At 39.5% G+C, this 22782-nt stretch carries 23 protein-coding genes, 2 pseudogenes and 1 riboswitch; of the genes and pseudogenes, 5 read left to right on the top strand and 20 right to left on the bottom strand.

All coding sequences use genetic code 11. The features are described from left to right. Together HMPREF2764_RS10055 and HMPREF2764_RS08190 are read right to left on the bottom strand one after the other, a co-directional pair. Positions 1-154: pseudogene (locus HMPREF2764_RS10055) on the bottom strand (ISL3 family transposase); the annotation flags it as partial. 1 nt (position 155) lies between these two features. After that, the gene (locus tag HMPREF2764_RS08190; protein WP_070528674.1) at positions 156-371 is read right to left on the bottom strand and encodes a hypothetical protein; all 216 of its coding nucleotides are present in this window, start codon (positions 369-371) and stop codon (positions 156-158) included. Between the two features lie 365 nt (positions 372-736). Here HMPREF2764_RS08190 and HMPREF2764_RS10415 point away from each other — a divergent pair. Further along, positions 737-1114 (top strand): annotated as a pseudogene (locus tag HMPREF2764_RS10415) (hypothetical protein). 412 nt (positions 1115-1526) lie between these two features. On the opposite strand, the gene HMPREF2764_RS08185 reads toward HMPREF2764_RS10415, so the two are convergent. The 4 genes from HMPREF2764_RS08185 to HMPREF2764_RS08165 form a co-directional block, all read right to left on the bottom strand. Then, positions 1527-1721: a hypothetical protein gene (locus HMPREF2764_RS08185; protein ID WP_000469564.1), complete on the bottom strand. Its 195-nt coding sequence runs from the start codon at positions 1719-1721 to the stop codon at positions 1527-1529. Next, on the bottom strand, positions 1702-2034 hold the full coding sequence (locus HMPREF2764_RS08180) for a hypothetical protein (RefSeq protein ID WP_001220782.1): 333 nt from the start codon (positions 2032-2034) through the stop codon (positions 1702-1704). Before HMPREF2764_RS08180 ends, HMPREF2764_RS08185 begins: the two co-directional genes overlap by 20 nt. A 359-nt stretch (positions 2035-2393) precedes the next feature. Then, the gene (locus tag HMPREF2764_RS08170) at positions 2394-3239 is read right to left on the bottom strand and encodes a phage replisome organizer N-terminal domain-containing protein (RefSeq protein WP_033686361.1); all 846 of its coding nucleotides are present in this window, start codon (positions 3237-3239) and stop codon (positions 2394-2396) included. Positions 3240-3247: 8 nt separating this feature from the next. After that, positions 3248-3529 (bottom strand): hypothetical protein, encoded by a 282-nt coding sequence (locus HMPREF2764_RS08165; RefSeq protein ID WP_000005472.1) that lies wholly within the window; start codon positions 3527-3529, stop codon positions 3248-3250. 148 nt (positions 3530-3677) lie between these two features. Here HMPREF2764_RS08165 and HMPREF2764_RS08160 point away from each other — a divergent pair, with 148 nt between their 5' ends. Together HMPREF2764_RS08160 and HMPREF2764_RS08155 are read left to right on the top strand one after the other, a co-directional pair. Beyond that, a complete protein-coding gene (locus HMPREF2764_RS08160) occupies positions 3678-4196 on the top strand; it encodes a helix-turn-helix domain-containing protein (RefSeq protein ID WP_000181350.1) in 519 nt (172 codons plus the stop codon). Between the two features lie 51 nt (positions 4197-4247). Then, positions 4248-5402 (top strand): site-specific integrase, encoded by a 1155-nt coding sequence (locus HMPREF2764_RS08155; RefSeq protein WP_000022152.1) that lies wholly within the window; start codon positions 4248-4250, stop codon positions 5400-5402. A gap of 131 nt (positions 5403-5533) precedes the next feature. Here HMPREF2764_RS08155 and rpsI read toward each other — a convergent pair whose 3' ends face one another. The 14 genes from rpsI to HMPREF2764_RS08085 form a co-directional block, all read right to left on the bottom strand. After that, complete coding sequence (rpsI, locus tag HMPREF2764_RS08150) at positions 5534-5926, bottom strand: 30S ribosomal protein S9 (protein ID WP_000075964.1); 393 nt, start codon at positions 5924-5926, stop codon at positions 5534-5536. A gap of 18 nt (positions 5927-5944) precedes the next feature. Beyond that, a complete protein-coding gene (rplM, locus tag HMPREF2764_RS08145) occupies positions 5945-6391 on the bottom strand; it encodes a 50S ribosomal protein L13 (RefSeq protein ID WP_001044624.1) in 447 nt (148 codons plus the stop codon). Positions 6392-6606: 215 nt separating this feature from the next. Then, positions 6607-7806, bottom strand: a complete 1200-nt coding sequence (locus tag HMPREF2764_RS08140) for an ABC transporter permease (protein WP_070528671.1) — start codon at positions 7804-7806, stop codon at positions 6607-6609. Then, positions 7803-8696, bottom strand: a complete 894-nt coding sequence (locus HMPREF2764_RS08135) for an ABC transporter ATP-binding protein (RefSeq protein ID WP_020902740.1) — start codon at positions 8694-8696, stop codon at positions 7803-7805. The genes HMPREF2764_RS08140 and HMPREF2764_RS08135 overlap by 4 nt, the downstream gene beginning before the upstream one ends. 235 nt (positions 8697-8931) lie before the next feature. Next, positions 8932-11337, bottom strand: coding sequence for a phenylalanine--tRNA ligase subunit beta (gene pheT, locus HMPREF2764_RS08130; RefSeq protein ID WP_070528667.1), 2406 nt, complete (start codon positions 11335-11337; stop codon positions 8932-8934). Between the two features lie 75 nt (positions 11338-11412). Further along, a complete protein-coding gene (locus tag HMPREF2764_RS08125; RefSeq protein WP_070528663.1) occupies positions 11413-11922 on the bottom strand; it encodes a GNAT family N-acetyltransferase in 510 nt (169 codons plus the stop codon). Continuing rightward, positions 11922-12968, bottom strand: a complete 1047-nt coding sequence (gene pheS, locus HMPREF2764_RS08120; RefSeq protein ID WP_070529187.1) for a phenylalanine--tRNA ligase subunit alpha — start codon at positions 12966-12968, stop codon at positions 11922-11924. Before pheS ends, HMPREF2764_RS08125 begins: the two co-directional genes overlap by 1 nt. Before the next feature lie 272 nt (positions 12969-13240). After that, positions 13241-13891, bottom strand: a complete 651-nt coding sequence (locus tag HMPREF2764_RS08115) for a phosphatase PAP2 family protein (RefSeq protein WP_070528660.1) — start codon at positions 13889-13891, stop codon at positions 13241-13243. Continuing rightward, on the bottom strand, positions 13881-14444 hold the full coding sequence (locus HMPREF2764_RS08110) for an ECF transporter S component (protein ID WP_000185822.1): 564 nt from the start codon (positions 14442-14444) through the stop codon (positions 13881-13883). The genes HMPREF2764_RS08115 and HMPREF2764_RS08110 overlap by 11 nt, the downstream gene beginning before the upstream one ends. Before the next feature lie 163 nt (positions 14445-14607). Then, a riboswitch (FMN riboswitch) is annotated at positions 14608-14826 on the bottom strand. 59 nt (positions 14827-14885) lie between these two features. After that, positions 14886-15389, bottom strand: a complete 504-nt coding sequence (locus HMPREF2764_RS08105) for a tRNA (cytidine(34)-2'-O)-methyltransferase (RefSeq protein ID WP_000181382.1) — start codon at positions 15387-15389, stop codon at positions 14886-14888. A 192-nt stretch (positions 15390-15581) separates the two neighbouring features. Then, positions 15582-16412, bottom strand: a complete 831-nt coding sequence (locus HMPREF2764_RS08100) for an energy-coupling factor transporter transmembrane component T family protein (RefSeq protein WP_001148089.1) — start codon at positions 16410-16412, stop codon at positions 15582-15584. Continuing rightward, positions 16397-18079, bottom strand: coding sequence for an ABC transporter ATP-binding protein (locus HMPREF2764_RS08095; RefSeq protein WP_000656561.1), 1683 nt, complete (start codon positions 18077-18079; stop codon positions 16397-16399). The genes HMPREF2764_RS08100 and HMPREF2764_RS08095 overlap by 16 nt, the downstream gene beginning before the upstream one ends. Positions 18080-18247: 168 nt before the next feature. Beyond that, positions 18248-18796: an ECF-type riboflavin transporter substrate-binding protein gene (locus HMPREF2764_RS08090; RefSeq protein ID WP_070528657.1), complete on the bottom strand. Its 549-nt coding sequence runs from the start codon at positions 18794-18796 to the stop codon at positions 18248-18250. Between the two features lie 18 nt (positions 18797-18814). Then, positions 18815-19663 carry an SAM hydrolase/SAM-dependent halogenase family protein gene (locus tag HMPREF2764_RS08085; protein ID WP_070528655.1) on the bottom strand — a complete coding sequence of 283 codons (849 nt, stop codon included), beginning with the start codon at positions 19661-19663 and terminating at the stop codon, positions 18815-18817. Positions 19664-19851: 188 nt separating this feature from the next. On the opposite strand from HMPREF2764_RS08085, the gene trkA reads away from it, so the two are divergent. Both trkA and HMPREF2764_RS08075 read left to right on the top strand, forming a co-directional pair. After that, a complete protein-coding gene (trkA, locus tag HMPREF2764_RS08080) occupies positions 19852-21201 on the top strand; it encodes a Trk system potassium transporter TrkA (protein ID WP_024056705.1) in 1350 nt (449 codons plus the stop codon). 3 nt (positions 21202-21204) lie between these two features. Then, positions 21205-22644, top strand: coding sequence for a TrkH family potassium uptake protein (locus HMPREF2764_RS08075; protein WP_001043441.1), 1440 nt, complete (start codon positions 21205-21207; stop codon positions 22642-22644). The last annotated feature ends 138 nt before the right edge of the window (positions 22645-22782 follow it).

Genomic DNA, 22782 nt, shown 5'->3' with positions numbered 1-22782 from the left:
GAATCTGCTTTAGATTGTCCTCAATGAGTCCGAAAAATTTTTCTGGTTCCTTATTCTGAAAGTGAAAAAGTAAGAGCTGATAGAGATGATAGTGGTGTTTCAAGTCTTCTGAATAGCTCAAAAGCTTGTCTAGAATTTCTTTATTGCCTAAATTGTCAAATTAAGTTAAACTTTTCAAGTAACTCAGAAAAACTTGGTAGGGTGATTGAAATAGTTCTATATAGTAATTCATAGACTACCCTCTGTTCAACTATTCCCCATTCATCTGTAACAAAAAAATATTTCTCATGATGTCGCCAAATATGTTGTCCATAACCTTTTATTTCCTCAAACTTACTAACTTCTTCCCAGCCTAGTTTACTATATTCCATGTATGTTCTCCGATCTTTTCACTAATATCTTACATTACACCTTCAGGAATATCTCCTGTTGATCATTGTAACTATCTAGTTGACTGTTATACCAAACCCTGGAATTCTGTCAATATCTTCTTTTCCCTATTTTGATTTATTTCTCAGCTATATGGTATATTAGGATACTTTGAATTCACCTTAAACAAAAAAATGCACAAGTTAATTACAACCTGCACATCTTTTTAATTTTATATTTAAAAGAGACTATAAATCAACTTTCCGAAAAATAATGATTTTCCCGAAAGAAAGAGATCAACCTAAAAAATTACTTTCTTACTTATGTAATGTTTCTTTAATATAATATAGAAATAAAAAGTATGTAAATGAAAAGATTTATCACATTACTTTTAGTGTCTCTATCTACAATTTTATTAATTGCATGTTCTAACCAATCAAGCAATTCTTTAGATGGCGAATACCGTTGAATAAACGAGAGTAGAAATGAAGTTGCCTTTACCATTTCAGGTAACAAAGGAAATAGCAACAAAGGAGAGGCCGACACCTTTACAATTGATAAAGACAGTGCAACAATCGAACCGACTGGCTCTAATATCATAAACCGAAAAGAGAATTATACCTTCAAGGATGACGTATTCACTGTAGATATTTCAGGAACAAAGCAGGAGTATTACAAAAAGGATAGTGAAGAAATACAGCGACAAGTAAAACCCTCAAACTATTTGATATTCTTTATACAATAAAAACGCTTTTGTACTGACCCGCATAGCGGGTATTTTTTTGTCTCGTACCTAGCAGAGTGAGACAGGCTAATAGTCACATAATAAAAAATTTACTTAAAGTCAGATTTTAAATACTGTAGAATAGTTCTTTCTAAAACTTACTCCCAAATTTTTTTGCTCGTATAATTCATCAGGGGTTTGGGGATTCCCCAAAATTCAAATCATCCCAAAAAGTACATACACTTTGTGTATACAAATTTTGGGATGATTTTGGGAGTGTGTGTATACAGACTCTGAGCTCGCAAAGTCATATTATGATAAATCTTTCCTTCTCGATAAAATAATCCCAAAAATCAATTTGACTGTCATTTGTGTGTACAAATATTTTAAGAAGATATATAAAAAACGCTGCAAAATTTTTAACAGCGTTTCCTTATTTTAAAATTCTCATATGTCTTTCTTTTTTATGGTTAGCATCATAGTATTCCAGCATCGCATGATACAAACGAGCCTTCGTTTTATCTTGTTGTTTAATTCCATGAAGAAATAATTCTGCTCGCTTTAATTTCAATATGTATTCGCATATCTGATCAAAATCCTTATCCATATTACTTTTGAAAATAAACATCTTTTTCCTCCATCACATCAACTATTTTTTGCATCAAAATAGACATATCCATTTTGTTTTCATAGCTTATTCTCCCAACTACAGTTGCAAGACGGGCTATAGAATTGATATTCTTTCCGACTTGTTCCAACTCTTCTGTTAAAGGAACTAAACCTTCAAAAGAGACTTTTTGGATGTTCAAATCTGTTCGTATTAATTTTTGTCTAGCAAACTCAGAAAAATTACGAATATTTTCCTTCCTCATACAATCATTTAATTTTTTATTTTCTTCTTCCGTCAAAAAAACCTGTTTCAACACAGATTTTATTCTCATGGTCCTATCACCTCGTTTTCTTATTTAGTCGTTTTACAAGTTCTTTCACTTGTTTACTTGTCTTCTTTTCATATTCTATCATCAGCTCAACGCAGTAGTGAAATATCCTTACATTATCCAAATCCTCACTTTGTTCTGCTATTCTTTCTAACTGACGTAAGTTATTGATAATTCTTCTAACTTGAAATATAAAGTCATGATAAGATTCAAAATCAAATTGAAGATAAATAGGCGAGCTCTTAAATAACATTTTTCTGGCATAAGAGGAAAAACTTAGATGATTTGTCATTTCAATCAAGTTATTCACTATTTCATTTTGCTCCTCAGTGATGTAACATTTCTTTAGAACAGTCCTATATCTACTCATTTATCATATACTTCTTTCGGGCATTTTCATGGGCAATAGCTTTGCACTCCAGCATACGTTCCTGCTTTAAATTCTCCATAGACTTAAATAAATACGCCAAAGGAGACGTCGCATCCTCAGGAATCCGTTCAATCATGCTAATGACTTCATCACTAGTTACATACCCACTAGCCAAATACTCGCCTATCTTCATCTTCTGAGCATGTGTTAAAGTGTAATTGTTAGGATACAAAAATCTATCATTGTACTTATAAGAAATGGATTCTAACAAAGAATAATATTTGGGTGGAATATAAGTTTCAGGCTTTCTAGAACTATTATCCAGTATATTCTCAATCTCTTTCTTATTCTTATTCTTACTCTTGTTCTTAATCTCTTGCGTTACATTATCATTTTCATCCGTTACTGTAACGTTACAGTCTAAAACGAGTTGTGGCTCGCCTGTAATTAGTGCTTTTTGTTTTTGTCTATGACGAGCAACACGTTCCCTAGTTTGTTTTCTAATCTTTTCTAGTCCATCTATATTCTGATGTTTCTCCCATTTTGGAATGGTAATAGCGCCATCTATGATTTCTATCATGCCAAATTCTTCAAACATGCTGAGAGCTAATTTTACAGATGTAGCCTTTCGCCTAAACACTGTTGAAAGCATCTCTTCTGTGTAATAAACCTTGTTCCCTAGACTTAATATGCCACTATTATTTTGCTTTCCTGCAAGCACCAGAATTTTAAACCATATTACAATAAGAGTATCTCCTTCTGGCATTGATTCTATTAGCTGAATTTTTTCATCATCAAATATATCTGTTGTTATCTTGATCCACTGAACACCATTCATACGAGTACCTATCTTTCATATTGCTTCAACCATCGTGTTACTGCTCTTTTATCGTATAAAGTCACTCCATCAATCACCATGGTTGGCATTCCTTCTTTCGTCCATTTTTGGATTGTTGTCGTAGATACATCTAACCACCTAGACAAACCTGACATACGAACCATAGGTTTATAAAGTTCTTTATCTTCAAATACTCTTGCTACAGCATTTGAAATCATCTCATCATAGTGAGCACGTAATTGCTTCTCTAATTCTTTAGGAAGCTGGACAACTAAAGTAGTTTCCGACATAAATTCACACCTCATTTCTAAATTAAATAAGCTCCGAAACCATTTATTTTGTTATTCATTTTGAATTATATATCCTTTTTGAATTTTTGTCAAGCTTTTTTTATTCAAAAAGAATAAAATGTGTTATAATGATAAAAAGGAGGTTCTTATGACGAATCATATTACTAAACTGATAGAAAATAGCGGAAAAAAATTGACAGAAATTAGCGAAGCTACAAATATAGCCTATCCTACACTTTCTGGATACAATCAAGGAATCCGCAAACCTAAAAAAGATAATGCTGAAAAATTGGCAAAATACTTTAATGTTTCCGTCGCTTACATTATGGGACTTGATAGCAACCCACACGCTCCATCAAATCTTAAAATTGTTACAGATAGTTTCAAAACATCTAAAATTGGTTCTGTGACACCTTTTAAAAGCGATATGGAGAAGTTAAAGAAGAGTATCGAATTTGGCGAAAGGGCATTAACACTACCACTTGATGATAGTTTTTCAGATGAATTTCGTCATATATTCTCAGAATACCTAGCTGAGAAAAACAAACGTTTTATGTCTGAGTTTATAGATTATATGAATCACCAAAATAAAGATTCTAAAGTTTGGCAGAGCTGGATTAAAACAGACGAATACGCTATCCGCCAAGAAGATAGAAAAAATAGATAGACACTCATTTCTCAATTACATAAGCTCCGAAAACTTAGATACGGAGAAAAAATGTCTATACACAAATACAAAACAAAAAAAGGAATCCTATACTATGTCAGCTTTTACATTGGCTTAGATGCTTATGGAAAGAAAAAAAGGCACTTAAAGAGAGGGTTCAAAACCAAAAAAGAGGCAAAATTGTACGAAGCTCGTTTAGAAGCTGGTGTCGTTGCCCCCACAGTAAGTACCGACAAACCTAACCCAAAAGTCACTTATAAAGAACTTTATCAAGAATGGTTTAATGCCTATGTTGGTACCGTTGAAGAAACAACTTCTTCCCAAACTAAGAATATCTATCGAATACATATTCTACCAATATTTGGCGATAAATTTATTGACCAAATCAGTCCTTTAGACTGTCAAAACTTTATTACACAAAAATCTCAGACTTTCAAAAATATCAAACAGATAAAATCCTATACCTCAAAAATTTTTGATTTTGCAATCAACATGAACTACATTGATCGAAATCCAATGAAGAATGTTATCATGCCTAAAATCAAAAAAACTAGATCAGATAATTTTTGGTCTCTGGAGGAATTACATCATTTCCTTGATATAGTGAAAGAAACTGAGCCATTTAAACATTTTGCTTTATTTAGACTGCTTGCATTTAGTGGACTACGAAAAGGGGAGTTATACGCTTTAAAATGGGCTGATATTAACTTTGACAGCAATCTATTGAACATAGATAAAAGTCTAGGAAGAATTGACGGTAAAGCGATTGAAAAGAGCACAAAGAATGAATCTTCAGTTCGTACAATCTATCTTGATGATGAGACAATCGATATTATTAAGCAATGGAGAAATTTCTATCTGAAAGAACAATCTCAGCTTCCTCTTACAAAGCTGAATATTAGTGATGAATATATGTTCTCTTACATATCAAGTAATGACAAAATTGAACCTTTGCATGCTGATTACATTAATAACGTACTGAATCGAATTATTAAAAAGCATAAATTAAAACCAATTAGCCCACATGGGTTTAGACATACACATGCAACACTTATGTCTGAAATTGGAATCGATCCTTCTAATACATCAAAACGTCTCGGTCATGCAAGCAGTCAGGTGACATTAGATGTCTATACTCACACCACAAAAACTGGTGAGAAAAACTCTATTGACAAATTTGCAGACTATCTCAATAAAGCAAAATAAATCATGATTTTAAAAATTTAGAAGAGGTTATCAGAAGGTTATCACAAAGCTATTTGAGCTCAAAAATCGACAAAAAAGCACTTTGCAAAATTTTTGCAAAGTGCTTTGAAACGTTGATATAATCGTATTGATTAACGTTTTGAGAATTGTGATGCTTTACGAGCTTTCTTAAGACCTGGTTTCTTACGTTCAACTTTACGTGAGTCACGTGTAAGAAGTCCTGCGCGTTTCAATGAATCGCGGAAGTCTGGGTCTACTTGAAGAAGGGCACGAGCGATACCGTGACGGATAGCTCCTGATTGACCAGCGTATCCACCACCTACAACGTTAACGAAAACATCGTATGAACCTGCAGTTGAAGTAACTGCGAATGGTTGGTTGATTACAAGACGAAGGTCAGCGTGTGGGATGTACTCTTCAACATCTTTTTTGTTAACAGTGATTTTACCAGTTCCTGGAACAAGGCGAACGCGTGCAACAGCGTTTTTACGACGTCCAGTACCTGCATATTGTGCTTGTGACATACTTTATTGTTCCTTTCCTTAGATAAGTCCTGAAATATCAAGAACTTCTGGTTGTTGTGCAGCGTGAGTGTGCTCAGCTCCAACAAATACTTTCAACTTCATACCTTGAGCGCGTCCAAGTGTATTGTGTGGAAGCATACCTTTAACTGATTTCTCGATCAAACGTACTGCATTTTTAGAACGAAGTTCACCTGCAGAGATTTGTTTCAATCCACCTGGGTGGTTTGAGTGAGTGTAGTAGATTTTATCAGTTGCTTTTTTACCAGTCAATTTAACTTTTTCAGCATTGATAACAATCACAAAGTCACCTGTATCAGTGTGTGGTGTAAATGTTGGTTTGTTTTTTCCGCGAAGTACGCTAGCAACTACTGCAGAAAGACGTCCAAGTGGTACATCAGTTGCGTCAACTACGTACCATTTACGTTCAACTTGGCCTGGTTTAGCCATAAATGTTGTTTTGTTCATGATTTCTCCTATATATAGTTCGATTTTTGTTTACGGTGATGGGTGTTCCTTCCCATCGAAAAGTATTTGGAAGGTTCCGGGGCCTTTCAAATGGGGTAAACAATACCGCCTACTATCATACCAAATTTCACCCCTAAAAGTCAATAGATATGAAAAATATTTTTCTGAATTCCACTCTTTTTATCTCTACAAAACCTCGCTTTCGCGAGGCTCTTCTATTTATAAGATAAGGCACGTTTAAAGGTTTTCCAAGGACCTAGATCATCTGTTTGCAGAACGAGACTAGCATACATACGTCCGATAAATACAGTTGCCGTTACTGCAAAAGCAATCGTAATCGCAAGCGAAATCCAAGCTTCTAACCCATTTGCATAACCATTAATAGCTCTAAACGGCATGAAGAAAGTCGAAATAAAGGGAATATATGAACCAATCTTCAAGATGAGATTGTCACCAGCTGCACCTAGAGCTGTCACTCCAAAAAAACCACCTATAATCAAAATCATCAAAGGCGACAAGGCTTTTCCTGAGTCCTCAGGACGAGAAACCATAGAACCTAGGAAGGCTGCTAAAACAACGTACATAAAGAGGCTAACCAAGACAAACAATAAGGTGTTGAGCGAGAAAGCCTCTCCTATATGGTTTAAAATACCAGATTGTGCCAAGATTGGTAGGTCTTTAAAGAGAAGAATGGCAGCAAGTCCACCCACGACGTAAATGCCAATATGGGTCAAAATCACAAGAAGCAGAGCCAGCATGCGAGCGTAGAAATAATGACTAGCTCGGATACTAGAGAAGACCACCTCCATAATTTTGGTTCCTTTCTCGCTAGCCACTTCCTGAGCAGTGACACTAGCATAGGTAATCAAAATCATATAAAGGAAGAAACCAAGCCCTGCGGCCGCAAAGGTTTGAATCATTTTTTTATTTTCCTTGGATTCATCAATTTTCTCCGTAAAGTTAACTGTTTGTTCCAAGCGTTTTTCCTGTTCTTGTGACAAATTGGCTGCCGAACGATTGAGTTGATATTGCAGTTCGTTAAGCTTATTGGTTACTGCTAGCTTGATGCCTGTTTCAAGAGAAGTTTCACCATGATAGACGGCCTTGAGGACGCTGTCCTCTTGGTCAATGGTTAAGTAACCCTTGATTTTCTCATCTTTGATAGCAGCTTGGGCACTGGCTTCATCCTTATAATCAAAGTTGATACCATTGGTACCCTTGAGCCCATCTTCCACAGATGGCACAGTTGTTACCACTGCTATCTTACTATTCTTGGCCATAGAAGACCCTTGGAGATAGCCAATTCCTACAGATAAGGCTAAAAAGAGGAACGGCGAAATCACCATAAAGAAGAAACTCCACGATTTGACATGTCGAAGATAGGTTTCCTTGATTACAACCCACATATTTCTCATACTTCTACCCCTGATTCTAGTTTAAAGATTTCATCGATTGTTGGCGCTTGCTGATCAAAGGTTGCGATATATTGCCCTTGAGTCAAGATTGGGAAAAGTTCCCTTCCAGCGCTCTCATCCTCCAAGATCAATTTCCAACTGCCTTGTTTAGTCAAGCTCACCTGTTTAACATGAGGAAGATTTTCCAATTCTTCCTTGCTTCGTTCACTTGAAACAAAGAGACGCGTTTTCCCGTATTGATTGCGGACATCCTGAACTGGTCCATGCAAGACCACACGGCCATCTCGAATCATGAGAATATCGTCACAAAGCTCCTCGACATTGGTCATGACATGGTCAGAAAAGATAATGGTTGCCCCACGTTCTTTTTCTTGAAAAATGACTTGCTTGAGCAATTCTGTATTGACTGGGTCCAATCCACTGAAAGGCTCATCCAAGATAATCAAGTCTGGTTCATGAATCAGAGTAATGATGAGCTGAATCTTCTGCTGATTTCCTTTTGACAGACTCTTAATTTTATCTGTTAGCTTCCCTTTCACTTCCAACCTCTTCATCCATTGAGGGAGTTTTTCCTTGATTTCCTTAGCATCCATGCCCTTTAGAGTCGCCAAGTAGCGAACTTGTTCAAGGACTGTCAATTTAGGCATGAGACTGCGTTCTTCAGGCAGATAGCCAATCCGAGCGTAGGTCTCTTGACGAATATCCTGACCATCTAGACTAATTTCTCCTTGATATTCTAAAAACTTCAAAATACTGTGGAAAATTGTTGTCTTCCCAGCACCATTTTTCCCGACTAATCCCAAAATACGACCTGGTCGCGCTTGAAAGTCAATACCAAACAAAACTTGCTTGGGTCCAAAACTTTTCTCTAGACTTCTTACTTCTAGCATCTTTCACCTCCGAAATGTCTTGCACTCATTATACTCCTTTTTGATAGCCTTTACAATGATTTCTGTCCATTTTTATCATCCTCATTTTAGTAAAAAATCTTAGGGTACTTTGAGCTATGAGTACATTATACACTGGTAAACTCCAATTTATCTTCTCTGTTCCTCAACTGTCTATTTTTGATCCTGAATTGTTATTTGAAAAGCAAAAATCCACCCCAAAGGATGGATTGATACTTTAACGCACTTCTGCATTGACTTTTTCTTCGAGCGATGCTTGGATTTTTTCCATATAGCGTGCGACTTCTTCGTCCGTTAAGCTATCTTCTGGATTTTGGAAAGTCAAGCTATAAGCCATTGACTTCATACCAAGTCCCAATTTTTCGCCTGAGAAGACGTCAAAGAGTTTGATATCTGTCAAACGTTTTACGCCTGCAGCTTGGATAGCGTCCACAACCTCTTGGTGAGTCACTTCTGCCTTGAGAAGGAGGGCAACGTCACGGCTAACTGCTGGGAATTTCGTGATTTCCACAAATGGAGCAGCTGGTTGAAGGGCAGCTTCGATGGCTGAAAGGTTAAGCTCAGCCACATACGTTTCTGGAATATCGTAGGCCTTAGCAGTGACTGGATGCACTTGGCCAAGAAAACCAAGAACTTGGTTACCGAGTGAAATCATAGCGGTACGACCTGGATGAAGGCTAGCGATTTCAGATGTTGCTGTATAAGTTACTTGGAGTCCCAAACGAGCAAAGAGGGCTTCAAGGATTCCCTTAGCATAGAAGAAATCAACTGGAACTGCTGCTGTTTGGAAATCTTTTTCAGCAACCAAGCCTGTCAAGGCAAAGGCGAAGCTATTAATCTCATTTGGAAGTTCTTCTTTTGGATTACCAGTTTGTTCAAAGACTTTTCCAACCTCATAAAGGGCCAAGTTTTTATTCTTACGAGCTACGTTATAAGCCACCGTATCAAGGATACCAGAAATCATATTTTGACGGAGGACAGAACGATCCACAGTCATTGGCCACATAAGTTCAGTAAGGTTACTTGGTTGAGCCGTAAACTCAACTGCTTTTTCAGGAGTTGTTAAAGCATAGGTGATGATTTCTGTCAAACCTGCTACCTCAGCAATGGTACGAACTTGACGGCGGAGTTTTTGTGTCGCAGTCAATTCACCAGCTGTACCGTCATCTTTTGGAAGACTGGTTGGCAAGCGATCATATCCATAGATACGAGCAATTTCTTCAAAGAGGTCTGCTTCGATAGTGATATCCCAGCGACGACGTGGAACGCTGACTGTAAAGCTATCTGCATTTCCAGAAAGACCAAAGCCAAGACGACGGAAGACGTCTTCTACATCCGCGTAAGAAAGTTCTGTACCAAGGACACGGTTAACATCAGCAAGAGTTGAAGAAACTTCCACATCAGAAGTATCAAGTTCACCCGCTGAAACGATACCCTTACGCACAGTCGCACCTGCAAGCTCTGCAATCATGCTAGCTGCCGCATCAAGAGCTTCGTTAACAGTTGCCACATTGATCCCTTTTTCAAAGCGAGAAGATGATTCAGAACGAAGGTTGAGGCGTCCGCTAGTCTTGCGGATGGATTTGCCATTGAAGACAGCTGCTTCAAGGACAACACGACTAGAATTTTCAGAGATTTCGGTTTCTTGACCTCCCATGACACCTGCAAGGGCTACTGGCTTGTCTGCGACAGTGATGACTAAGTCAGTTTCTGCAAGTTCACGTTCTTCACCGTCCAAGGTCACTAATTTTTCACCAGCACGCGCTTCACGCACACGAATCTCGCTTCCTTCAAAGGTATCCAGGTCAAAGGCATGCATAGGTTGACCAAAGCAGAGCAAGATATAGTTGGTTACGTCCACTACGTTGTTGATAGGACGGATACCTTCATTCATGAGAAGGTTTTGCAACCATTGTGGACTTGGTGCGATGGTCACGTTGTCCAAGATACGGGCTGCATAGTAAGGCGCCTTATCCGTTTCAATGCCTACAGAAAGGGCATCTGCTGCAGCTTCATTTGTTTCTGTTAAACTGAATTCTTTAAAGCTAACTGCCTTGTCATAGATGGCTGCCACTTCGTGCGCTACTCCACGCATAGATAGAGCGTCTGCACGGTTTGGCGTGATAGAAAGTTCGATGATTTCGTCATCCAAGTCTAGGTAAGAGAAAACTTCATCTCCAGGAATAGCATCTTCTGGCAAGATTTGGATACCATCTGCGAATTCCTTCGGTACAACCGAGTCAGAAATTCCCAATTCACCAAGTGAACAGATCATTCCAAGTGACTCCAAGCCACGGATTTTCCCTTTTTTAATCTTGTAATTATCCGCGATACGAGCTCCTGGAAGAGCTACCATGACCTTGATCCCAGCACGCACATTTGGGGCACCACAAACGATCTGACGGGCTTCTTCTTCGCCAACGTTAACTTGACAAACATGCAAGTGAGTTTCTGGCACATCTTCGCAAGACAAAATCTCACCGACGACAATTTTTGAGAGATCAGTAGCCGGTGATTCCACACCTTCTACTTCGATCCCTGTAGTTGACATTTTTTCAGCCAACTCTTGTGATGGCACATCAATGTCCACCAATTCTTTTAACCATTTATAAGATACAAGCATAATTTAGTTCTCCAGAATGACAGTTGCCACTCTAGTTTTTTCCTTTCCTATCATTTCAATAGAAGAATCCTCTTCTTACCTTAAATTCTTTTTCAGTAACCAATCTGTATCTACTTTTTGACCAACCATAAAATGATGTTGGCTAAATTTCTCAAAACCATATCGGTTATAAAACGCTTGAGCTTTTGTATTATGCTCCCAAACACCCAACCAAGCCCAGGAAAAACTATTTTTGGTAGCAAGTTCAAGAGCGAATTCAAACAGTTGCTTACCTAGTCCAAATCCTTGGAATTTTTGTAGCATATAGAGGCGTTGAATTTCAAAAGCATCCTCTAATTCTCTCTCAGTCTGAGCACTTCCCCAGTTGACTTTGAGAAAACCAGCTATCTCCTCTTCATGCATAATGAAATAGGTTTCGGAATCTGGATTTTCCAACTCAGTTGACAAAACTCTCAGACTATAAGCCTCTTCAAAGTATTCCTGTAACTGCTCTTCCGTATTATCATGAGCAAATGTTTCACGAAAGGTTTGTTTGGCAATTTTGGCCAACACCCCAACATCTGCCAGTTCTACTTTTTTAATCATTATTTAAACTGTTCTGAGAAGCGGACATCTCCTTGGTAGAATCCACGGATATCGTTGATTCCGTAACGGAGCATAGCTACACGCTCTTGTCCAAGACCAAAGGCAAATCCAGAGTAGACCGTTGCATCAATTCCACTCATTTCGAGAACACGTGGGTGAACCATACCAGCACCCATGATTTCAATCCAACCAGTTTTCTTACATACGTTACATCCTTCACCACCACATTTGAAGCACGAAACATCCACCTCAACAGATGGTTCTGTGAATGGGAAGTAAGAGGGGCGCAAACGAATTTGACGCTCTTCGCCAAACATTTTTTGCACAATCAACTGAAGGGTTCCTTGAAGATCTGCCATAGAGATATTTTTCCCAACAACCAAGCCTTCGATTTGGTGGAACTGGTGACTGTGGGTTGCATCGTCCGTATCACGACGGAACACACGCCCTGGCGAGATCATCTTCAAAGGACCTTTTGAAAAATCATGGGCATCCATAGCACGGGCCTGAACTGGAGACGTGTGAGTACGAAGCAAAATTTCTTCAGTGATATAGAAAGTGTCCTGCATATCACGGGCTGGGTGATCCTTTGGAAGGTTCATACGTTCAAAGTTATAGTAGTCTTGCTCCACTTCAAAACCATCCACGACTTGGTAACCCATACCAATGAAAATATCTTCGATTTCTTCACTTGTTTGTGTCAAAACGTGGCGGTGACCAGTCGCAACAGAGCGACCTGGAAGGGTTACATCGATGCTCTCGCTAGCCAGTTGAGCTGCGACTTTCTTTTCTTCCAAGAGTTTAGCTGTTTCTTCAAAAGCAGCTGTCAAGACATCACGAGCTTCATTAACGTGTTTCCCAATAATTGGACGCATCTCAGCAGAAACATCTTTCATCCCTTTGAGGATTTCAGTAAGCGAACCCTTTTTACCAAGGACAGAGACACGCAAATCTTGCATCTCTTTTTCATTTTCAGCAGTAATCTGCTTCAAGCTAGCCAGCGTTTCTTCACGAAGCGCTTTTAATTGTTCTTCAATAGTTGACATAATTCCTCCATCAGTCTCTCGTAGATAAAAAGAAAACCACATGCCAAAAACTCCACTCGGAGCGTTGACACGCGGTACCATCCGTTTTCATCTGACAAGTCAGACCTTCATTTCTAAATCCATGCGCAAGTGAATTCACCTAGCTTTCATATAAAGAGCTTGCAGTCACGGCTCTCCTCCCTGATATACTTCCCTTAGGCTACTAGTCTTGCGGATTTCTATTCAATTACTACATAGTTTATCAGATTTTTACCATTCTTGCAAGACCTATCTCACTTCTGCTTGCCTTTAAATCGCCATTGGAAGCGGAGCTTATCATAGAAGGGAAACTCGATAAACAAGACTCCCAAGCCCACACAGAGACTGGCAAGAACATCTGATGGGTAATGAACTCCCAGATAGACCCTTGATACCAGCACACTGACTAGATAGAGGCCTAGCACGATTTGTACAATTTTTCTCCAGACTGGATTTTTAATCCGTTGACTGAGAATGACAATCAGAGAACCGACCATCAAGGTTACAGCCAGAGAATGGCCGCTTGGAAAGGAAAATCCCTTCTCCTCAACCAAGTGTAAAATAGCTGGTCGTGGGCGCTGATAGATATTTTTAAAGGTCACAATTAAAAGACCTGCCAAAGCCAGATTTCCCATCATGAAGAAACTTTCTATCTTCCACCGCTTACGATAAAAGGCAAAAGCTGTAATGGCAACCCAGGTGATAATCACTGGAATATCAATCAAGCGTGTGATGGCCCTAAAAAGAATAGTCAAGTAATCTGGCAAGTCTCCTCGAACGGCAGTCTGAATCGGTTGGTCAAAACCAACCAGCGTTTCAGGGTAAAATTTGACCATGTAGCCAAGAATAACGAAAAGTAAAAGGGCAAAACTGCCCTTCATTAAAAATGTTTGTTTATCTTTCATAATGTTTTAAGGTTGGTTTCAAGAGAATATACAACAACCAGAATGAAACGGAAAAGATTACTCCCTCAATCAAGTTAAAAGGTAATACCATGGTCATTAGGTAGTTGGAAAGTCCCAAAATTTTTCCAATATCAAAGTTAGCAAACTTAGCGTACAAAGGAACAGCGTAAACATAGTTGAGAACCAACATAGCCACGGTCAAGCCAATAGTTCCAGCTAGAGAGCCTAGTAGGAAACGAAGGGTTGTCCGTTCCTTTTTCCAAATCAAAGCAAATACGATGACAAAAACTCCCAAAGCTACGATATTCATTGGCAAACCAATGTAAGTATTCACTCCCTGGCTGTTAAGAAGCAGCTTCAAGAGTGAGCGAAGCAAGAGAATTCCTAGAGCAGCAGGCAAATCCATGACCACCAAGCCCACAAGGACTGGCAAGATACTAAATTCGATCTTAAGGAAGGATGCCGCTGGTAAAAGCGGAAAGTCAAAGTACATCAGCACAAATGAGATAGCTGATAGAATTGCAATGGTCGAAAGTCGACGTGTGTTTGTCATAACAGGTTCCTCCAATTTTCTATAAAATCAGAAGAAGTTAGAAAGGATTTTTCTATCTATTCTCACTTTTTATATCCCAAAAGTTCCCTCTCACTCTATTAAGGAAATTCAAGCAAGCGGTTACAGTTTAGCTATAAATCTATCAGAACAGACAAAGCTATTCTTTCGTCTTCTCCCATCCAGACTATACTGTCGGTTGTGGAATCTCACCACATCAGCTTGCGCTCGCGGACTTATTTGGCTAAGATATTTTAGATTTATCTAGGCGTCGCAGTCGAAGATAATACTTAAAGTATATCGAGACAAGACAACGACGAGAAAGCTAAAATAGCTAGTCAAATTTACCGCCGGTCGGGAATCACACCCTGCCCTGAAGACTCTTTTATCATAACAAAAAACGCTTGCAAGCGCAAGCATTTTGTTCATTTTCATTTTCATTTTTTATTTCAATTTATCCACTTCATAGGTATGAACAAGCTCAAGACCTGCAAAGTTCTGCTGGCGAAGAGCCTCATAGACAATCATGCAGACGGTATTAGACACATTAAGACTGCGGACATGTTCATCATTCATAGGAATACGAAGAGCCTTCTCAGGATGTTCGCGCATAAAGTCTTCAGGTAAACCCTTGTCTTCACGTCCAAAAAGAAAATAATGGTCCTCGTCAGTCGATAAATCCACATCAGAATACACTTTCTCAGCGAATTTAGAAATCAGGTAGAGTTTGCCCTTCATCTGAGACATGAAATCCTCCAAACTCTCGTAAAAATAAATCTCTAGCTTATCCCAATAATCCAACCCCGCCCGCTTCATCTTGCGATCATCGATAGGAAAGCCCATTGGCTTGATGATGTGGAGGGGAGAATTGGTCGCAGCGCAAGTACGCGCGATATTGCCTGTATTTTGTGGAATTTGAGGTTCAAATAATACAATGTGATTTGTCATGACTTGCTTCCTTTCACCATTGCAAAAAAATAGCCACACTGCCCGGAGTCAAGCTCAGCAAACAGCGTGGTTAAGGCATCGTTAACTTACCTCACAACAGGTTTGAAGTAAATCAGCGAAACTACTTTCTTAGTATAACACTTTCAGAATCATTGTCAATAGAAACGACTTGATTTTTTCAATTTTTTCAAGCTATTTCCAAGGGTTGTAAAATCGTCCCTGATTCTGCAAGATAAGTAGTAAACTAGCTACTAAAAACAAGGCTGCCAAGAGCAAGGTAAGATAATCTCCTTTTTTCAAGGCCTGATAACTATACCAAGTGCGTTTTTTCTCTTTCCCAAAGCGCCGAAGCTCCATGGCGGTCGCGATGGTATCAATGCGTTCTAACGAGCTAAAAATCAAGGGCGTAATAATGCGCAGATTGCCTTTGATTCGTTGCATAAGAGAAGCTTTCTTGGATAATTCCATCCCACGCGCCTCCTGAGACATCTTGATAGTAAAGAATTCTTCCTGCAAATCTGGAATATAGCGCAAAGTCAGGCTGACTGAATAGGCAATCTTGTAAGGCACACCAATTTGATTTAAACTGGAAGCAAACTGACTAGGATGGGTTGTCATCAAAAAGATAATAGCCAGAGGAATAGTGCAAAGGTACTTAATGGCCAGATTTAGCAGATAAAAGAGCTCTTGGCTGGTCAGAGTGTAGGCACCGATTCCCTGCCAAATCACACTCCTCTCTCCGTAAAGTCCAACCCCATACTCGGGAGAAAAGAGATAGACCATCAAGACGTTTAAAACGGCAAATACCGTCGCAAAAACGGCTACAAAGGAAACATCTTTAAAGCGGATTTCTGACAAATAGAGGAGAAAGACCGAAAAAATAGCAATCAGAACAAGCAGTCTGGTATCATAGCTAATCATGGCCGCCAATGATACAAGGATGAAAAAGAGGAGTTTACCAGCTCCTGACAAGCGATGAATCACAGTATCTCTATGCTGGTAACCGATTAATTTAGCTTGCATCCTTCTCTCCTTTCTTTATAAAATGCCGTTAAAGCAAGTGGATCCACGTCTAGTTTCTTGGCCAAGTTGAAGATTGAAGTTTCTTTTAGATTGGCTTTTACTAACAGCTCAGGATTGCTCAAAAGACTAGCTGGATCAGTATCGGCAATCAGTTCCCCATCCACCATGACAAGAGCTCGGTCTGAATAATCCAGCATCAATTGCATATCATGAGTAATCATGACAATGGTATGCCCTTTTTGATGCAACTCTTCGAGAAATTCCATAATCTCAGTATAGTTCTTCTGGTCCTGACCTGCAGTCGGTTCATCTAGGAGGATAATTTCAGCTCCTAAAACCAAAATCGATGCAATAGTGACACGTTTTTTCTGACCAAATGACAGGGCAGAAATGGGCCAATTACGGAATTCATAGAGACCGCAGATTTTCAAGGTTTCATAGACTCTCGTTTCAATTTCCTTCTCATTCACACCTCGCAAACGGAGCCCTAGAGCCACCTCATCAAAAATCATATTGGTTGAAATCATTTGATTAGGATTTTGCAGCACATAGCCTACTCGTTCCGCCCGTTCTGCTACCGAATCTCCTTTTATATCCTGCTCTTCCCAAAGATAGCGGCCTTCCGTCTGGATAAAGCTACTTATGGCCTTGGCTAGAGTTGATTTCCCTGCTCCATTTTTTCCGACAATGGCAATCTTTTCACCCTTTTTAATATCTAAATAAATGGATTTTAAAATCGGTCTATCATCATAAGAAAAAGACACATCCTCTAATTTAAAGAGTGACTGCAATTCTGGGGTTTCTTTTACCAGTTCCGTCCGCAACTGAATCTGGCCTTTTGAGATAGACAAGTTATCCAGATTTGCTAATTGTTCTTCCTTGGCTAAATCCACACCCAATTGACGGAGAGTGGTTAGATAAAGGGGTTCTCGAATTCCATTTTGGGTCAATAAATCAGTCGCCAGTAGCTGGTCAGGGCTCCCATTAAAGAGAATACGACCATCATTGATCAAGACAATCCGATCCACAGGGCGATGCAGAACATCCTCCAAACGATGCTCAATAATAAGTGTCGTCGTTCCCTCTTCCTTATGAATCTGGTCAATCAATTCGATAATATCCTGACCTGACTTGGGATCCAGATTGGCAAGTGGCTCATCAAACAAAAGAATCGGACTCTCATCAATCAAGACACCAGCCAGACTGACCCGCTGCTTTTGTCCACCTGACAAATCCTGAGGACGCTGAGACAGTAAAGAAAGAAGGTCCAGCTTTTCAGCCCATTTATGAACACGGCTTTTCATCTCTTCTAAACTTGTTACATCATTTTCTAGAGCAAAAGCCAAATCTTCTGCCACAGACAGACCGATAAACTGCCCATCAGTATCCTGCAAAACTGTACTGACCAGATGAGACTTATCATAGATACTCATATCAAAGGCCGCTTGCCCCTTGATCAAAAATTCTCCAGACGTCTGACCCTTGTAAATATTGGGAATAATCCCATTCAAACATTGACCCAAGGTAGACTTACCTGACCCAGATGGCCCAACAATTAAGACTTTCTCTCCCTTATAAATGGTCAAGTCCACCCCTTGCAAGGTCGGTTCTTGTTGTGTTTCATACCGGAAAGAGAAATCCTTCCACTCAATTATAGCTTCTTTCATCTTACTCTCTTCATTCGCTTCTTAGACTTCTATTTTATCATAAATCTACCCCTTCTTGCAGTCTCTTCTCTTAAAATCTTAGCGCCAAAAAGATTCCTATCCTAGCTTACTTGTCTAACTAATCTATAAACATCGAAAAAGACTGGTTGCCCAGCCTTTCCCATCATTTTAATCCTTTTTCAAACTTCCTGCACGAGTTTGAGTTCCTGCATAGGCAAGCAAGAGAAGAGTTCCTGCAATAGCTACAGTTACAGCATTAGCAATTCCCGCAACAATCCCTTGGGCAAATACTTTTTCTGCAGCTTCTTGATAAATCACAACATCTCCAAGTGGTGCCAAGACACCCCAAACAAGGGCATTTGCAAGTAGTTGAATGAGGTTAAAAATAAGAATATCTTTCCAGTCAAAGACACCATTGATCACGCGAACGTACTTTCTAAATAGCCCCACAGCTAGACCAAAGAGCCCGCTAGCGATAATCCAAGTCCACCACAAACCGTAACCAGCAAGAGAATCCTTGATTGCATGACCAATCAACCCGACAAGCAAACCGATAATCGGTCCAAAAATAATAGAAAGTAGCGCTTGTACCGCATACTGAAGCTGGATGCTTGTATTTGGAACAGGGGTCGGAATGTTGATCATCCCGATGACGACAAAGAGGGCAGCGCCAATTCCGACAGCAACAACTTGTTTAATTGTAAATTTGATTTCCATACTATTTATTCTCCTATTTTATCCTTCTATTTTCTTTATTTCAATGGTCCAAGATGAACCGACACCCACATTATAGGCCTTGGCAAAGGAACCTTGGTTGATAGCCAGACCTAAACGATAGAGAGAGTTGATGTAAAGGATGGGTTGCCCAATTCTCACATCTGCAAATGATTTGCCATAAACAACCTGATTTTGATAAACCAGCATATCTGCGTGATAGATAGTCACTTCAAAACGGTCACCAAAGTCTGGTTCCAGTTTGTAAAATTCTTCTCGTGTGACAGAGGTCCAAAGCGAACCAAAACGCACATCTAGAATATCAATAGCTCCCTTTACCAGATGATCTTCAATGATTGTCTCTACGACTGGAAGTTCCACAATCTGATCTACACTGAGCTCTGGCCCCACTTCCTCAAAACTAATGTGACCACTAGCCAGTTTAGCACCAGTATAAGCATAAACATCACGACCGTGGAAAGTATAAGAATGCTCTGTGTTTTGACGTCTATTGGCCACTTCAGAAATTTCACGAATGGCTACAATACCAACGTGTTTCTTGATAAAAGAAAGCGTTCCATTGTCTGGCGTGACAATGTATTGATTTTTTACAGTCTTGGCAACTACACTCTTACGTTTCGAGCCGACACCTGGATCGACCACCGATACAAATGTCGTTCCCTCAGGCCAGTAATCTACCGTCTGAAAGAGACGATAGCTCCCCTCAAAAATATTATAAGGCGTGATATCGTGCGTCAAATGATGAATTTTTAAGGTTGGAGATTCTTCTAAAGCCACTCCAATCATAGCCGATACCGCACCATCAACCAGACCAAAGTCTGATTGTAATACCAGTAAATTATTATTCATTTTATCTCCTTGTATATCCTTTATCATACCATATTTCAGAGAAAGTCGCTAATAGCTATTTCAATTGATTAGGGTATAGTTTTACCTTATAGCAAATTTCCTACTAAAAGCTCTTGTTATTAGCTAGTAGGTGCATTTTTTCTTGAAAAAAGGTATGATAGTTACATCATGAAAAAGTAGGTTTTATTATGAAAATTATCCTTGTCGGAGGGGGAAAAGTTGGTTCTGCCCTCTGTCGCTCCTTGGTTGCAGAAAAGCATGATGTTTTGCTGATTGAGCAAGACGAAGCTGTCCTCAATCATATTGTTAATCGCTTTGATATCATGGGTATCCTTGGTAACGGGGCCGATTTTACCATCCTTGAGCAAGCCAGTGTCCAGGATTGTGATATCTTTATCGCCCTGACTGAATACGATGAAGTGAACATGATTGCAGCCGTTCTAGCCAAAAAAATGGGAGCTAAAGAGACCATCGTTCGGGTGCGGAACCCTGAATATTCTAACTCTTATTTCAAGGAAAAGAATATTCTCGGTTTTTCTCTTATCGTTAACCCTGAGCTCTTGGCTGCCCGCGCTATCGCGAATATCATTGACTTCCCCAACGCCCTCTCTGTCGAACGTTTCTTTGGTGGACGGGTCAGCTTGATGGAATTCACTGTTAAATCCTCCAGTGGTCTTTGCCAAATGCCCATTTCTGATTTTCGGAAAAAATTCGGCAATGTCATTGTCTGTGCGATAGAGAGGGATCATCAAATTATCATTCCAAGCGGTGACATGACCATACAGGATAAAGATAGAATCTTTGTCACTGGTAACCGTGTTGATATGATGCTCTTCCATAATTATTTTAAATCTCGTGCCGTGAAGAGCCTTCTTATTGTTGGAGCTGGTAGAATCGCCTATTATCTACTAGGTATCCTAAAAGACAGTCGTATTGATACCAAGGTTATTGAAATCAATCCTGAAATCGCTAGCTTCTTTAGCGAGAAATTCCCAAACCTCTACATCGTTCAAGGAGATGGTACCGCAAAAGATATCCTGCTGGAAGAAAGTGCTCAAAACTATGATGCCGTTGCGACTCTAACAGGGGTTGATGAGGAAAATCTGATTACCTCTATGTTCCTTGACAGGGTAGGTGTACAAAAAAATATCACCAAGGTCAATCGTACCAGTCTCCTCGAAATTATCAATGCGCCTGATTTTTCAAGTATCATCACACCTAAAAGCATCGCTGTAGATACGATTATGCACTTTATTCGTGGTCGGGTTAATGCCCAGTATTCAGACCTTCAGGCCATGCACCATCTAGCCAATGGCCAAATCGAAACCCTGCAATTTCATATCAAGGAAGCTAATAAAATGACTTCCAAACCTCTTTCTCAACTAAAACTAAAAAAAGGGGTTCTTATAGCAGCCATCATTCGAAAGGGCAAGACTATTTTCCCTACTGGGGAGGATATGTTGGAAGTTGGAGACAAGCTCCTAGTAACAACCTTGTTGCCAAACATCACCAAGATTTATGACTTGATCGCGAGGTAAGAAATGAATAAAAGTATGATTCGTTACCTCCTTTCAAAATTACTTTTGATTGAAGCTGTTCTTCTTTTGGTTCCTGTGTCTGTCGCTGTCTATTACCGTGAATCGAGCCAAGTCTTTACGGCCCTCTTTTCAACAATAGGGATTCTCGTATTACTAGGCGGTTCAGGAATTTTACAAAAGCCCAAAAATCAACGGATTTATGCCAAGGAGGGAGTCTTGATTGTTGCCCTCTGTTGGATCCTTTGGTCCTTCTTTGGCGGTCTCCCCTTTGTTTTTGCTAAGCAAATTCCCAGCGTTATCGATGCCTTTTTTGAAATCAGTTCTGGCTTTACAACTACTGGAGCAACTATTCTGAACGACGTTTCGGTTCTCAGTCGTTCCCTCCTCTTCTGGCGAAGTTTTACCCACTTGATTGGAGGGATGGGAGTGCTTGTTTTTGCACTTGCTATTATGGACAATGCCAAGAATAGCCACCTAGAAGTGATGAAAGCTGAGGTTCCTGGCCCTGTTTTTGGCAAGGTTGTATCCAAACTCAAAAATACTGCCCAGATTCTCTATCTCCTTTATCTAGCTCTCTTCTCCCTCTTTGTCATCATCTATTATCTGGCTGGCATGCCCCTATTTGATAGTTTTGTCATTGCCATGGGAACAGCAGGTACAGGAGGTTTTACAGTCTATAACGATGGAATCGCCCACTATGGTAGCTCACTGATTACCTATCTAGTTAGTATCGGAGTTTTGGTTTTTGGGGTAAATTTCAATCTCTACTACTACCTCATGCTCCGTCGCGTCAAAGCCTTCTTTGGAGATGAAGAACTTCGAGCTTACTTGGTCATTGTACTGCTTTCTACAGGCTTGATTAGCCTCAATACCCTCTATCTCTATCCAGGATTTTCAAAGAGTTTTGAAATGGCCTTCTTCCAGGTTTCCAATATCATTACAACGACTGGTTTTGGTTACGGAGACATTACCAACTGGCCCCTCTTCTCCCAGTTTATCCTTCTCTTCCTTATGGGAATCGGTGGTTCTGCTGGTTCAACCGCAGGTGGACTCAAGGTTATTCGAGGCCTTATCCTTTCAAAAATTGCTAAAAATCAGATTTTGTCAATTCTATCACCCCACCGTGTTTTGACCCTCCATGTTAATAAAACGGTAATTGACAAAGATACCCAGCATAAGATTCTCAAGTACTTTGTCATCTATTCTATGATTTTGCTATCCCTTATCTTTATTGTCAGCCTAGATAGCAATGATTTTCTGGTTGTGACCAGCGCTGTCTTTAGCTGTTTCAATAATATCGGACCTATTCTAGGAACCACTTCTAGCTTCTCAATCTTTAGTCCTATCTCAAAAATTCTTCTCTCCTTTGCAATGATTGCAGGTCGATTAGAGATTTACCCAATCCTACTTCTCTTTATGAAGAGAACTTGGTCTAAGAGATAAAATACAACCACACCTTGTGTCTTACAAAGTGTGGTATTTTTATTTTCATACTCTTCGAAAATAAAATTCAAACCACGTCAGCTTCGCCTTGCCGTATATGTGTGACTGACTTTGTCAGTCTTATCTACAACCTCAAAG

Source organism: Streptococcus sp. HMSC073F11 (genome assembly GCF_001810785.1).
Taxonomy (GTDB): domain Bacteria; phylum Bacillota; class Bacilli; order Lactobacillales; family Streptococcaceae; genus Streptococcus.
Note: the sequence above shows the minus strand (reverse complement) of the source record. Positions and strands in the feature narration are given on the sequence as shown.

What these genes read in the sequence shown, in the direction of transcription:
- HMPREF2764_RS08190 (WP_070528674.1), bottom strand. Translation starts at nt 371, where the DNA reads ATGGAATATAGTAAACTAGGCTGGGAAGAAGTTAGTAAGTTTGAGGAA.
- HMPREF2764_RS08185 (WP_000469564.1), bottom strand. Translation starts at nt 1,721, where the DNA reads ATGTTTATTTTCAAAAGTAATATGGATAAGGATTTTGATCAGATATGC.
- HMPREF2764_RS08180 (WP_001220782.1), bottom strand. Translation starts at nt 2,034, where the DNA reads ATGAGAATAAAATCTGTGTTGAAACAGGTTTTTTTGACGGAAGAAGAA.
- HMPREF2764_RS08170 (WP_033686361.1), bottom strand. Translation starts at nt 3,239, where the DNA reads ATGAATGGTGTTCAGTGGATCAAGATAACAACAGATATATTTGATGAT.
- HMPREF2764_RS08165 (WP_000005472.1), bottom strand. Translation starts at nt 3,529, where the DNA reads ATGTCGGAAACTACTTTAGTTGTCCAGCTTCCTAAAGAATTAGAGAAG.
- HMPREF2764_RS08160 (WP_000181350.1), top strand. Translation starts at nt 3,678, where the DNA reads ATGACGAATCATATTACTAAACTGATAGAAAATAGCGGAAAAAAATTG.
- HMPREF2764_RS08155 (WP_000022152.1), top strand. Translation starts at nt 4,248, where the DNA reads ATGTCTATACACAAATACAAAACAAAAAAAGGAATCCTATACTATGTC.
- rpsI (WP_000075964.1), bottom strand. Translation starts at nt 5,926, where the DNA reads ATGTCACAAGCACAATATGCAGGTACTGGACGTCGTAAAAACGCTGTT.
- rplM (WP_001044624.1), bottom strand. Translation starts at nt 6,391, where the DNA reads ATGAACAAAACAACATTTATGGCTAAACCAGGCCAAGTTGAACGTAAA.
- HMPREF2764_RS08140 (WP_070528671.1), bottom strand. Translation starts at nt 7,806, where the DNA reads ATGAGAAATATGTGGGTTGTAATCAAGGAAACCTATCTTCGACATGTC.
- HMPREF2764_RS08135 (WP_020902740.1), bottom strand. Translation starts at nt 8,696, where the DNA reads ATGCTAGAAGTAAGAAGTCTAGAGAAAAGTTTTGGACCCAAGCAAGTT.
- pheT (WP_070528667.1), bottom strand. Translation starts at nt 11,337, where the DNA reads ATGCTTGTATCTTATAAATGGTTAAAAGAATTGGTGGACATTGATGTG.
- HMPREF2764_RS08125 (WP_070528663.1), bottom strand. Translation starts at nt 11,922, where the DNA reads ATGATTAAAAAAGTAGAACTGGCAGATGTTGGGGTGTTGGCCAAAATT.
- pheS (WP_070529187.1), bottom strand. Translation starts at nt 12,968, where the DNA reads ATGTCAACTATTGAAGAACAATTAAAAGCGCTTCGTGAAGAAACGCTG.
- HMPREF2764_RS08115 (WP_070528660.1), bottom strand. Translation starts at nt 13,891, where the DNA reads ATGAAAGATAAACAAACATTTTTAATGAAGGGCAGTTTTGCCCTTTTA.
- HMPREF2764_RS08110 (WP_000185822.1), bottom strand. Translation starts at nt 14,444, where the DNA reads ATGACAAACACACGTCGACTTTCGACCATTGCAATTCTATCAGCTATC.
- HMPREF2764_RS08105 (WP_000181382.1), bottom strand. Translation starts at nt 15,389, where the DNA reads ATGACAAATCACATTGTATTATTTGAACCTCAAATTCCACAAAATACA.
- HMPREF2764_RS08100 (WP_001148089.1), bottom strand. Translation starts at nt 16,412, where the DNA reads ATGCAAGCTAAATTAATCGGTTACCAGCATAGAGATACTGTGATTCAT.
- HMPREF2764_RS08095 (WP_000656561.1), bottom strand. Translation starts at nt 18,079, where the DNA reads ATGAAAGAAGCTATAATTGAGTGGAAGGATTTCTCTTTCCGGTATGAA.
- HMPREF2764_RS08090 (WP_070528657.1), bottom strand. Translation starts at nt 18,796, where the DNA reads ATGGAAATCAAATTTACAATTAAACAAGTTGTTGCTGTCGGAATTGGC.
- HMPREF2764_RS08085 (WP_070528655.1), bottom strand. Translation starts at nt 19,663, where the DNA reads ATGAATAATAATTTACTGGTATTACAATCAGACTTTGGTCTGGTTGAT.
- trkA (WP_024056705.1), top strand. Translation starts at nt 19,852, where the DNA reads ATGAAAATTATCCTTGTCGGAGGGGGAAAAGTTGGTTCTGCCCTCTGT.
- HMPREF2764_RS08075 (WP_001043441.1), top strand. Translation starts at nt 21,205, where the DNA reads ATGAATAAAAGTATGATTCGTTACCTCCTTTCAAAATTACTTTTGATT.